Source organism: Polaromonas sp. CF318, assembly GCF_000282655.1.
Taxonomy (GTDB): domain Bacteria; phylum Pseudomonadota; class Gammaproteobacteria; order Burkholderiales; family Burkholderiaceae_C; genus Polaromonas.
Genome location: NZ_AKIV01000003.1, coordinates 26,083 through 37,464, shown reverse-complemented (window position 1 = coordinate 37,464; position 11,382 = coordinate 26,083). Strand labels below are relative to the sequence as shown.

11 protein-coding genes and 1 pseudogene are annotated in these 11,382 nt (G+C 66.2%); 7 read left to right on the top strand and 5 right to left on the bottom strand.

Features of this window, described 5'->3' with window-relative positions; translation table 11 throughout:
• A pseudogene (locus tag PMI15_RS00300) lies at window positions 1–756 on the bottom strand (mannitol dehydrogenase family protein); the annotation flags it as partial.
• Between the two features lie 128 nt (window positions 757–884).
• Here PMI15_RS00300 and PMI15_RS00295 point away from each other — a divergent pair.
• The 7 genes from PMI15_RS00295 to manD all read left to right on the top strand — a co-directional run bounded on the left by PMI15_RS00295 (window position 885) and on the right by manD (window position 7,040).
• Window positions 885–1,625, top strand: coding sequence for a FadR/GntR family transcriptional regulator (locus PMI15_RS00295; protein WP_007862425.1), 741 nt, complete (start codon window positions 885–887; stop codon window positions 1,623–1,625).
• Window positions 1,626–1,866: 241 nt separating this feature from the next.
• A complete protein-coding gene (locus tag PMI15_RS00290; protein WP_051001876.1) occupies window positions 1,867–2,658 on the top strand; it encodes an ABC transporter substrate-binding protein in 792 nt (263 codons plus the stop codon).
• A 75-nt stretch (window positions 2,659–2,733) separates the two neighbouring features.
• Window positions 2,734–3,582: a transporter substrate-binding domain-containing protein gene (locus PMI15_RS00285; protein WP_007862423.1), complete on the top strand. Its 849-nt coding sequence runs from the start codon at window positions 2,734–2,736 to the stop codon at window positions 3,580–3,582.
• Between the two features lie 79 nt (window positions 3,583–3,661).
• Entirely contained in the window at window positions 3,662–4,327 is a 666-nt protein-coding gene (locus PMI15_RS00280; protein ID WP_007862422.1) for an amino acid ABC transporter permease, read from the top strand.
• Window positions 4,324–4,983, top strand: a complete 660-nt coding sequence (locus tag PMI15_RS00275) for an amino acid ABC transporter permease (RefSeq protein ID WP_007862421.1) — start codon at window positions 4,324–4,326, stop codon at window positions 4,981–4,983. The genes PMI15_RS00280 and PMI15_RS00275 overlap by 4 nt, the downstream gene beginning before the upstream one ends.
• Entirely contained in the window at window positions 4,980–5,780 is an 801-nt protein-coding gene (locus PMI15_RS00270; RefSeq protein WP_007862420.1) for an amino acid ABC transporter ATP-binding protein, read from the top strand. The genes PMI15_RS00275 and PMI15_RS00270 overlap by 4 nt, the downstream gene beginning before the upstream one ends.
• 48 nt (window positions 5,781–5,828) lie before the next feature.
• A complete protein-coding gene (gene manD, locus PMI15_RS00265; RefSeq protein WP_007862419.1) occupies window positions 5,829–7,040 on the top strand; it encodes a D-mannonate dehydratase ManD in 1,212 nt (403 codons plus the stop codon).
• A 220-nt stretch (window positions 7,041–7,260) separates the two neighbouring features.
• On the opposite strand, the gene slmA is transcribed toward manD, so the two are convergent.
• The 4 genes from slmA to argB all read right to left on the bottom strand — a co-directional run bounded on the left by slmA (window position 7,261) and on the right by argB (window position 11,334).
• A complete protein-coding gene (gene slmA, locus PMI15_RS00260; protein ID WP_007862418.1) occupies window positions 7,261–7,911 on the bottom strand; it encodes a nucleoid occlusion factor SlmA in 651 nt (216 codons plus the stop codon).
• 162 nt (window positions 7,912–8,073) lie between these two features.
• Window positions 8,074–9,513, bottom strand: a complete 1,440-nt coding sequence (locus PMI15_RS00255; protein WP_036836900.1) for a sensor histidine kinase — start codon at window positions 9,511–9,513, stop codon at window positions 8,074–8,076.
• 107 nt (window positions 9,514–9,620) lie between these two features.
• Entirely contained in the window at window positions 9,621–10,322 is a 702-nt protein-coding gene (locus tag PMI15_RS00250; protein ID WP_007862416.1) for a response regulator transcription factor, read from the bottom strand.
• Between the two features lie 115 nt (window positions 10,323–10,437).
• Window positions 10,438–11,334 carry an acetylglutamate kinase gene (gene argB, locus PMI15_RS00245; RefSeq protein ID WP_007862415.1) on the bottom strand — a complete coding sequence of 299 codons (897 nt, stop codon included), beginning with the start codon at window positions 11,332–11,334 and terminating at the stop codon, window positions 10,438–10,440.
• Between the last annotated feature and the right edge of the window lie 48 nt (window positions 11,335–11,382).

Below are 11,382 nucleotides of genomic sequence, written 5' to 3'. Positions count from 1 at the left end.
CGCCGCCCCATCGGCTGGGTCCACAAAGTGGCGCTCTATCACCCATTCCCAGAAGGCCTCGGTGCCCAGGGCGCAGCCGTCGTCCAGGCCGGTCATGCGGGCGGCATCTTCGCGGTGTTGCGCGGTGGCGGCGGGGACGATGCGGTCCACCATGCTGTCGGGAAAGGCGCAGGCGGTTTCTATCCACTGCGCCAGCACGGTGTCCTGGGCCGCGGCGCTGTCCAGGCACAGCTGGCGCAGCTTGCCGCCGTTGCCGCTCAGGTTGTCGCAGGAGGCGATGGTCAGGCCGCCCAGGCCGGCCGCATGGCGCGCGGCCAGGCCGGCCACCAGTTGCGCCGCGAGCGCGGGGCCGTAGGCTTTTTCGGTCACGGTCAGCGTGACCCAGCGGGTGGCGGGCGCGGCGATGGCGGCGGTGACGCGATCCGGCTCACGCGCCGCCACGCAGGTGTCCAGCACGGAGCCGACCACTTGCCAGCGCCGCCCTTCGGCGCTGGCGACCTGCAGGGTGTAAAGCTCGTCCTGGCGAACCAGCGCGTCGGCCAGTTCGGTGCTGCGCATGGCCACGCCCAGCACGCCCCAGCGGGCATCGCCGGCCTGCAGCAAGGCGTCAAACACCACGGCCTGGTGGGCGCGGTGGAAAGCGCCCAGGCCCAGGTGCAGCACGCCGGGCGCCAGGGCGCTTCGCGGGTAATCGGGGAGGTGCAGGGAGGCCGGAACCGCCCGGTCATCCAGAACGGTTTGGGAGAGTGCGCGCATGCGTGGAGTCAGCCAATGAAAGGACTTTATTGGACGATTGGACTGACCACTTATCCATAGTGGTAAACCACTATTGGCCTTTATTGGGGTCAAATCCGATAATTGGTCCAACCACTTTGGGATCCATCATGGCACTCCAGCTCATCCAACCGGTTTCTCCCGACGACGCATCCACGGCGCCCCGGGCGCTGTCCGACCGCTCCTACCAGCGCCTGGCCACGCAGCTGCTGGCCTTGATTGCCCAGGGTGAGTTCAAGCTCGGCGAGCGGCTTCCGTCGGAGCGCGCGCTGGCCGAACGTTTTGACGTGAGCCGCACCTCGGTGCGCGAAGCCATGATCGCGCTGGAACTTCAGGGCGTGGTCGAAGTGCGTGGCGGCTCGGGCATTTATGTGACGCAGGTGCGCGGCAACGCGGCCGCCTCACCCTTCGTGTCGGAAACCGGCCCCGGCCCTTTTGAATTGCTGCGCGCGCGCTGCCTGATCGAATCGGAAATCGCCTCGGTCGCGGCGGAAACCCGCAAGGACGGCGACCTGGACCGCATCTTCACAGCCCTCAGCGACATGCGCGAGCACATCGACAACAAGGAAGAAAACGAGGCGGCCGACCAACTCTTTCACCTGCGCATCGCCGAGTCCACCGGCAACAGCGTGCTGCTGCAGATGGTGAGCGCCATGTGGGCCCAGGCCAAGGGCCCGGTCTGGACCAAGATAGAACACCACTTCCATACGCCCGAGCTGCGCCTGGCCTCGCACGCCGACCACCAGCGCATCTTCAAGGCCTTGCTGGCGCGCGACCCTATCGCCGCGCGGGCCGCCATGCGCGCCCACCTCGAGCGAGTCATCAGTGAGTTCGCGCAGGCCTGGAGATAAATATGGCCCCCACGCTTTTCGCTTCGCGTAATGCGCTACCCCCCGAGGGGGCCGCTGCGCCTGCGGTCTGGCAAAGCCAGTCCCGCGGCCCCTGCTGGTGACGAACCCAGCCACGCCCTGAACGTTCGACGGACAACTCAATAACCCGCGCCGGGAAACGGCGTATCACCACCAGGAGACAAACTTGAAACATACCTCATTCGCCCGCCGGCAGTTGCCGGTCCTTCTCGCCGGCCTGCTCATGGCAGTCGGCGTGAGCCAGACCTTCGCACAGGCGCCGCCGGCGCCCGGCGCCAGCCCGCGCATAGACGCGATCAGAAAATCCGGCGAGCTGCGCGTGGCCGTTCTGCAAAATTCGCCCTGGCTGCTGGAGAACACCACCGGCGGAGGCCAGGCCTGGAGCGGCCCGGCCTGGACGCTGGCGACTGAATACGCGCGCCTCTTGAACGTCAAGCTGGTGCCGGTGGCGGTGTCGCATGAAACCAAGGTGCCGGTACTGGCTGCCAACCAGGTCGACATGACCATCAGCCCGCTGGGCGAAACACCGGAGCGGCTCAAGGTGGTGGACTTTGTGATCTATTCGACCACCAGCGTCTGCATGTTCGGCCGTTCGGGCAACGACAAACTGGCCAAGGTGAAATCAGTGGACGACCTCAACAGCCCCGACATCACGATTGCCTACTTCACGGGCGGCGCCGAAGAGAACTGGGTCAAGGAACGTTTCCCCAAAGCCAAGTTCCGCGCCGTGGCCAGCTCGGGCGCCACCGCGCCGGTCGAGGAAATCATGGCCAAGCGCGCCGACGCGGCGCCCATCAACCGTGTGCCCTGGGTCGGCCTGAACCAGAAGGTCAAGGGCCTGACGGTCTACCCGCAAGAAAACAACTGCCAGGGCAGCAAGGAAAAAGCCTCGCCCGTGGGCCTGGCCGTCGACAAGAACCAGCAGGTCTACCTCGACTGGCTGCGCGCGGTGGGAAAAGCACTGGAACCCAAACTCGCGGCCGAAGAAAAGCGCGTGATCGAGAACCTCAAGTAAGCGCCGCAAGAGACCGCTGAAGGCGCCGAGGCCGGCGCCCTTTCTTCATTCCTCCAAGAGAAAAGAGACAACACCATGAACCGCTTCACCTCCTCCCTTCGCCTGTGCCGGCACCTCGCGCTGGTAGCCGTCGCCGCCGGCGTATCGGCCGCCGCTTTTGCCCAGACGCCGCCCGCACCCGGCGCCAGCCCGCGCATTGACGCCATCCGCAAGGCCGGCGTGCTGCGCGTGGGTGTGGTCAACAACCCGCCCTGGCTGGCGCAGAACACCACCGGCGAGGGCGAGCCCTGGTCCGGCCCCTCCTGGCTGCTGGGCAAGGAGTTCGCCAAGCTGCTGGGCGTGAAGATCGTTCCCGTCCCGGTCAGCCATGAAACCAAGGTGCCGGCGCTGATCGCCAACCAGATGGACATCATGATCGGCCCGCTGAACCAGAATGCCGAGCGCGCCAAGATCATCGACTTCGTGACCTTCTCCAGCACCGGCGTGTGCATGTTCGGCCGCGCCGACAACCCCAAGTTCACCAATGCCAAGACGCTGGAGGACTTCAACAAGCCCGAGATCACCATGGCCTATTTCTCGGGCGCCGGTGAGGAGCCCCTGGTGCGCGAGCAGTTCTCCAAGGCCAAGCTGCGCGGCGTGGCCAATTCGGGCTCGGTCGCGCCGATCGAAGAGGTGCTGGCCGGCCGCTCGGACGTGGCGCCGCTGAACCGCATGCTCTGGCCCAACATCAACAAAAAGGTCAAGGGCCTGGCGGTGTTCCCGAAAGAAAACAACTGCCAGGACAGCAAGATCTTCGAGATCAAGACCGGCATGGGCGTGAACAAGAACGAGCAGGTCTACCTGGACTGGCTGCGTGAAGTCGAAAAACGCATGGAGCCACAGCTGCAGGCCGAAGAAGTGCGCATGACGCAGAACCTGAAGTAACTCGCCCCCTTGCAAGCCTTACGGCCCGCCGCCTGGCAAGGCGGGCTGCCCTTCCTCACCCAACCCGGACGGACCTTTCATGGACGTGGATTTTTCACCGATCATCGAGAACTGGCGTTTCTTCGCCGGCGGCCTCGGCGTCACCGTCCTGCTCAGCGTGGTCAGCGCGATCACCAGCATCCTGTCGGGGCTGGTGATCGCGCTGCTGCGCCTGTATGGCCCGCGCTGGCTCAGCCGCGTGCTGGTGTTTTACGTGGACACCATGCGCGCCATCCCCATCCTGGTGGTGCTGGTGTGGATTTATTTCGCCTTCCCGCTGCTGGCCGGCGTGACCTTTCCGCCTTTCTGGGCCGCGCTGGTGGGGCTGACGCTGCACATCGCGGCCTATGCCTCCGAGATCATCCGCGCCGGCATTGAATCGATACGGCCCGGGCAGACGCGCGCCGGGCTGGCGCTGGGCATGTCGCGCGCGCAGATCCTGCGCAAGATCATCCTGCCGCAGGCCACCATACGCATGCTGCCGGCCTTCGGCTCGGTGCTGACCATGGCGATCAAGGACACGGCCATCGCCACCGTGATCGCCGTGCCCGAGCTGATGCACCGCGCCGAAACCGTGGCCGGCCAGAGCTACCGGCCGGTGGAGGTGTTCACCACCGTGATGGTGCTGTATTTCCTGGTGCTGTTCCCGGTCACCCGTATCGTCGACCGCATGTACCAAAAACTCGCACACCTGGGGCGCTCATGAATTTCGACTGGAACGTCATCTGGACGCATCGCGGCGCGCTGTGGGACGGCGCGCTCATGACCGTGGGCCTGACGGTGCTGACCATGCTGCTGGCCGTACCGGGCGGCATCCTGCTGGCGCTGATGCGCCTGTCGTCCAACAAGCTGCTGAGCTCGGCCTCGCTGGCCTTTGTGGAATTTTTCCGCAACCTGCCGCTGATCCTGGTGATCTACTGGGCCTTCTACGTGATGCCCATCGCCTTCGACGTGCAGTTCTCGGCGCTCACGACGGCGCTGGTGGCGCTGGTGCTCAACGTCTCGGCCTACAACGCCGAGACCTTCCGCGCCGGCATCAACTCCATACGCAAAGGGCAGATGGAAGCGGCTCTCGCCATGGGCATGTCGCGCCGCCAGGCCATGTTCAAGGTCGTGATCCCGCAAGCGGCGCGGCGCATCCTGCCGGTGCTGGCCAGCACCTGGATTTCGCTGTTCAAGGACACCTCGCTGGTGTCGGTGATCGCGGTCAGCGAGCTGGCCTACACCTCGATGCAGATACGCGCCCAGACCTTCCGGGTGCTGGAAATGCTGACCGCCATGGCCGCGATTTACTGGCTGATGGGCTACCCCCAGGCAAAACTCGTGGACTGGATCCACAAAAAATACGGAGTCAAGGAATGACATCAGCTACCCAACAGAACCCCGGCACCGCCGCCGCCCCACGCAAGGGAGCCGAGCAGCCGCCCGTGCTGGTCTACGAAAACGTGCGCAAGCTGTACGGCGATTTTGTGGCGCTCAACGGCGTGTCGCTGCAGGTCAACAAGGGCGAGGTGATGTGCCTGATCGGGCCCTCGGGCTCGGGCAAGTCGACGCTGCTGCGCTGCACCAACGCGCTGGAGACCCTCAACGGCGGGCGCGTGCTGCTGGATGGCATCCCGCTGCCCACGCGCGAAACCGAGGTGCGCAAGGTGCGCCAGCGCATGGGCATGGTGTTCCAGAGCTTTGAGCTGTTCCCGCACAAGACGGCGCTGGACAACGTGGCCATGGGCCCCATCACCGTGCTGGGCATGAGCGAGGCCGACGCGCGCAAGCGCGCCATGGTGCTGCTCGAGAAAGTCGGACTGGAATCCAAGGCCGGCAACTTCCCGGCCAACCTCTCGGGCGGCCAGCAGCAGCGCGTGGCGATCGCCCGCGCGCTGGCCATGGAGCCGGAGGTGATGCTGTTCGACGAGCCGACCTCGGCGCTGGACCCGGAAACCGTGGGCGAGGTGCTCAACGTGATGAAGAAGCTCGCCCAGGAAGGCATGACCATGATCGTCGTCACGCACGAAATGAGTTTTGCGCAGCGCGTGGCGAACTGGGTGGTGGTGTTTGAAAACGGCGCCATCCTGGAAGAAGGCCCTCCCGCGCAGATCTTCGAGAACCCCACGGTGGCGCGCACGCGCGATTTCCTCGGCCACCTGGGATGGAACGGCTGAACACCGCAGCCCGCCCGACTTTCATTCTTTTATTACCCCCGACCTTTCATGAAAATCACCAACGCCCGCGTCATCGTCTGCAGCCCCGGCCGCAACTTCGTCACCCTCAAGATTGAAACCGACGAAGGCCTGACCGGCATCGGCGACGCCACGCTCAACGGGCGCGAGCTGTCCGTCGTGAGCTACCTGACCGAGCACGTCATTCCCTGCCTGATAGGCCGCGACCCGCACCAGATCGAGGACATCTGGCAATACCTGTACAAGGGCGCCTACTGGCGCCGCGGCCCGGTGACCATGAGCGCGATCGCCGCGGTCGACACCGCCCTCTGGGACATCAAGGCCAAGGCCGCCGGCCTGCCGCTGTACCAGCTGCTGGGCGGACGCAGCCGCACCGGCGTGATGGTCTACGGCCACGCCAACGGCAGCGACATCGCGCACACGGTGGACGAGGTGCTGCGCTACAAGGAAATGGGCTACCAGGCGATACGCGCGCAAAGCGGCGTGCCGGGCCTGGAAAAGGTCTACGGCGTGGGCAAGGGCAGCATGTTTTATGAGCCGGCCGACGGCAACCTGCCGGGCGAGCACGACTGGAGCAGCGAAAAATACCTGCTGCACACGCCCAAGCTGTTCGACGCGGTGCGCCAGGCCGTGGGACCGGACATCCATCTGCTGCACGACGCCCACCACCGCCTGACGCCCATCGAGGCGGGCCGGCTGGGCAAGTCGCTGGAGCCCTACCACCTGTTCTGGCTGGAGGACGCGACGCCGGCCGAAAACCAGGAGGCTTTCCGCCTGATCCGCCAGCACACGACCACGCCGCTGGCCGTGGGCGAGATTTTCAACACCATCTGGGACTGCAAGGACTTGATCCAGAACCAGCTGATCGACTACATACGCGCGACCGTCGTGCATGCCGGCGGCATCACCCACTTGCGGCGGATTGCCGACTTCGCCTCCATGCACCAGGTGCGCACCGGCTGCCACGGTGCGACCGACCTGTCACCGGTGTGCATGGGCGCGGCGCTGCACTTCGACACCTGGGTGCCCAATTTCGGCGTGCAGGAATACATGCGCCACACCGAGCAGACCGACGAGGTCTTCCCGCACAACTACCGCTTTGAAAAGGGCTTTATGCACTGCGGCGAAACGCCGGGCCACGGCGTGGAAATCGACGAGAAGCTGGCCGCCAAATACCCCTACCAGCGCGCCTACCTGCCGGTGAACCGGCTGCAGCATGACGGGACGCTCTGGAACTGGTAAATAGGCTCACCCCTGCTGGCGCTCACTTCGTGTAGCGCCCCCTCCCCTTGCAGGGGACAGGCGCCTTGGGACCGGCAAAGCCGGATCCCGGCCCCCACTGGAAGAAGAATCACCCCTATCGGACGCGCACTTCGTGTCGCGCCTTTTCCCCTTCCAGGGGACGGGCGCCTATGGTCCGGCGAAGCCGGACCCTGGCCCCCACTAGATAAGGGTCGTGCGCTTAGGCCAGGATCGTCGCGAGGCTGGCTTCGAGGTGCTCGGAGGGCAGGCGCTTGAAGCCGGAGCGGGCAAAGCGCTGCAGGCGGCCGACCATGAAAGCCACGATGACCGAGGCGCGAACCTGGGCGTCTACCGTGGGGGTGGCGGCGCCGCTGGCGGCCGCGGCGTCGCGCAGGCTTTGCTTGAGGCTGGATTCCAGTTTGTCGAAGAACTGGTTCATGCGCTCCTGCAGGCGCTCGTTTTCAAACACCAGGGCATCGCCGACCATGACGCGGGTCATGCCGGGGTTTTTCTCGGCGAACTGCAGCACCATGACCACCAGCTTGCGGGTGCGGACCGAGTGGTCGGGCTCGCGTTCGCCGATCTGGTTGATCAGGGTGAAGACGCTTTGCTCTATGAATTCGATCAGGCCCTCGAACATCTGGGCCTTGCTGGCGAAATGGCGATAAAGCGCCGCTTCGCTGACCTCCAGCCTGGCCGCCAGGGCCGAGGTGGTGATGCGTTCGGCGCCCGGCTGCTCCAGCATGGTCGCCAGCGCCTGCAGGATCTGGACCCGGCGCTCCCCCGGTTTGGGGCGCTTGCGCACCGCAGGCTCGGCGGAGGCTGGCGTGCCCTGGGGGCTCAGTTCGGATTCAGGCGCGAGGTCGGACATAGGCGATCGAGTGGAGAATGTTTCAAAAAACCGGATATCGTTGCAATTCATTCTCGCACAGGGAAGTGACGGTTCAGGCCTTGAGCTGCCCCGGTTTTAACGCGTGAGGCGTAGCTACAACGTTCTGTTTCGTAACAGCGAGCGCTCACTGTGGCGGGCGGACTACAAACTCAGGCGCACCCGCAATCCGCGCGGTCCCGAGGCCTCGGTGCCGCCGTCACCCAGTTCCAGCTGCGAATGGTGGACGCGGGCAATTTCGCTGGCGATGGCCAGGCCCAGGCCGTTGCCCTCGCCCTCCGTGCCCTGGACCCGGTAAAAGCGCTGCAAGGCCTTGGCGCGCTCATCGGGCGCAATGCCGGGGCCGTCATCCTCAACTTCCAGGAACACGCCCCAGCGCGGATGCTCGGGGTCGCCGCCGGCTTCCTGCGGCGGCGGGCCGGCGCTGAGGCCGCAGCGCAGGGTGACGGTGCCGCCGGCCGGCGTGTACTTGACGGCGTTGTCGACCAGGTTGCCCAGCAGTTCGCGCAGCAGCCACTCGTAGCCCGTGGTCTGGGCGGGCTCGGCCTCCAGCCCCAGGTCTATGCCCTTGCGGGCGGCGGCGTCCAGGTGCAGCGGCAGTATGGACTCACACAGGTCCTTGAGGTCCACCCGCTGCATGGGCTGGGCGGCGGCGGCCGTGGCGTCGGCGCGCGACAGCGCCAGCAGCTGGTTGGCCAGCTGCGAGGTGCGCCGGGTCGCGTTGCGCAGCTTGGTGATCTTCTCGGCCGACAGCGTGACGGCGCCGTCCGAACCCGCGGCCTGCGCCACCCGCGCCGCCTGGGCCCAGGCCTCGACCTGCGCCTGCAGCCCGGCCAGCGGCGTGCGCAGCTGGTGCGCGGCGTCGGCCACAAAGCGGCGCTGGCCCTCGGCCTGGTCGTTCACCAGGCCGAACAGCCGGTTCAGCGCGCTGACCAGCGGCTGGACCTCGGCGGGCGTGGTCTGCGGGTCTATGGCGCTCAGGTCGCGCGGGCTGCGGCGCTCCACCGCATCCTTGAGTTCGATCAGCGGCTTGAGCGCGCGCGTGACGGCCCAGTTGAGCGCAAAACCCGCGGCCATCACCAGGATGAGGTTGGGCAGTATGACCTTGAGCAGCACGGAGCGCACCCACTGCTGGCGCGGGTCCGAGCCGTCGGCCAGCTGCACGATCAGCTCGCCCGCGGCCGTGTTGGCACGCTGGGCCGCGATGCGGTAGGTCACGCCTTTGTGTTCGATGCTGTGGAACTCGGTCTCATGCGTGGCCGGCAGGAGTTCGGGGATCCATTCTTCCCCCGCCATGAATTCGCCCTGGGCATCGGAAATCCGGAACCCGGCGGAACCTATACGGCCCTTGAGGAAGTCGTCCACGGGGGGCGCCAGCAATAGCAAGGGCTCACGCCCGCCGGGCGTGATGCCGGGCCCCACCACGGAATCGGCCAGCAGCGGGATCAGCCGCGCCAGTTGCTGGTCTTTCTGCAGCGCGACGTTGCCGGCGGTCTGGTAGTCGAAGTAAACGCTGACCAGCGCAAAAATCCCCAGCGGTACCAGCAGCAGCATGAGCAGTCGGCGCTGCAGGCCGGACTTCATGGCCGGCGGCACCAGGCGGCTGTTACCGGTTCGCGCGGCCAGGGCGGCCAGGCGGGCCTTGAGGCGATCGGCCCAGGAACGGCCGGGGATATCCATGCGCGCGGCGCTTACTCGGCGCCCGCGCCGGGCAAGCCGGGCGCGGCTACCGTCAATTCCAGGCGGTAGCCAAAACCGCGAATGGAGCGCACGGCAATGCCGTGCGGCTCCAGCTTGCCGCGCAGGCGCGAGATATAGACCTCGATGGCGTTGGGCGTGATCTCCTTGTCCCAGCCGGTCATGGCCTGCAGGAGCTTGTCCTTGCTGGCGGGCTTGGGGGCGTTGATCAAGAGGTATTCCATCACCGTCCATTCGCGCGGGCCGAGCTCTATCAGCTGGCCGTTGGCGCGCGCCTCGCGGTTGGCGGTGTCCAGCTCCAGCGCGCCGAAGCTCAGGGTGGCGCTGGTGGCGGCCTGAGAGCGGCGCAGCAGCGCGCGCAGGCGCGCCAGCAGTTCGGGCAGTTCAAAGGGTTTGACCATGTAGTCGTCGGCGCCCAGGTCCAGGCCCTGGACGCGGTCTTGCAGGGCATCGCGCGCGGTCAGGATCAGCACCGGCATGGCCAGCCCGCCGCGGCGCAGGCGCCGGGTCAGCTCCAGCCCGTCGATGCGCGGCAGGCCGATGTCGATGATGGCGGCGTCAAAGGTTTCGCCCTGCAGGACTTCCTCGGCCCGCTCGGCGCTGCCGACCCAGTCGACCGCATAACCGGCGTCGCTAAGCCCCAGCTTGATGCCGCTGGCCACCATCACGTCGTCTTCCACTAAAAGTAAACGCATTTCGAGGCCCTCAGCAATACATGGGGTCTTCTACCAGTGCCAGCGCGGAACCGGCTTCGCCGGGCCGCAGGTGGCGCCCCCTCGGGGGGAGGCGCCGAAGGCGCTTCGGGGGGCATCAATGACTTCGAATCATGGTGCCATAGGCCTGGTCGGTCAGGATTTCCAGCAGCATGGCATGCGGCACCCGGCCGTCGATGATGTGCACCGAATTCACGCCGCTCTTGGCCGCGTCCAGCGCGCCCTCGATCTTGGGCAGCATGCCACCCGAAATCGTGCCGTCGGCGAACAGCTCGTCGATCTCGCGGGCGCTCAGGTCGGTGAGCAGCTCGCCGGCCTTGTTGAGCACGCCGGGCGTATTGGTCAGCAGCACCAGCTTCTCGGCTTTCAGCACCGTGGCCAGCTTGCCGGCGACCACATCGGCGTTGATGTTGTAGCTCTCGTTTTCCTCGCCGAAGCCGATGGGGCTGATCACCGGGATGAAGGCGTCGTCCTGCAGGGCCTTGACCACGCTGGGGTCAATGCTGACGATGTCGCCGACAAAGCCGATGTCGTGCTCCTTGGAGGCGTCGTCCTTGTCCAGCATCTTGAGCTTTTGCGCACGGATCAGGCCGCCGTCCCGCCCGGTCAGGCCCACGGCCTTGCCGCCGGCCTGGTTGATCAGGCCGACGATGTCCTGCTGCACCTGGCCGGCCAGCACCCATTCGACGACTTCCATGGTTTCCTCGTCGGTGACGCGCATGCCCTGGATGAAGTGGCCCTTCTTGCCCAGGCGGTTGAGCGCGGTCTCGATCTGCGGGCCGCCGCCGTGCACCACCACCGGGTTCATGCCCACCAGCTTGAGCAGCACCACGTCCTCGGCGAAGTCGGCCTGCAGGGCCGGATCCGTCATGGCGTTGCCGCCGTATTTGATGACCAGGGTCTTGCCGTGGAACTTGCGGATGTAGGGCAGCGCCTGGGCCAGGATTTCGGCCTTGTCGCGCGGGCCGACGTGGGAGAGGTCAGGGTCAGTCATGGGGGTGTCGCTCATGGCCAAAGATCTAAAAAGGGAGGATGGCGCCAT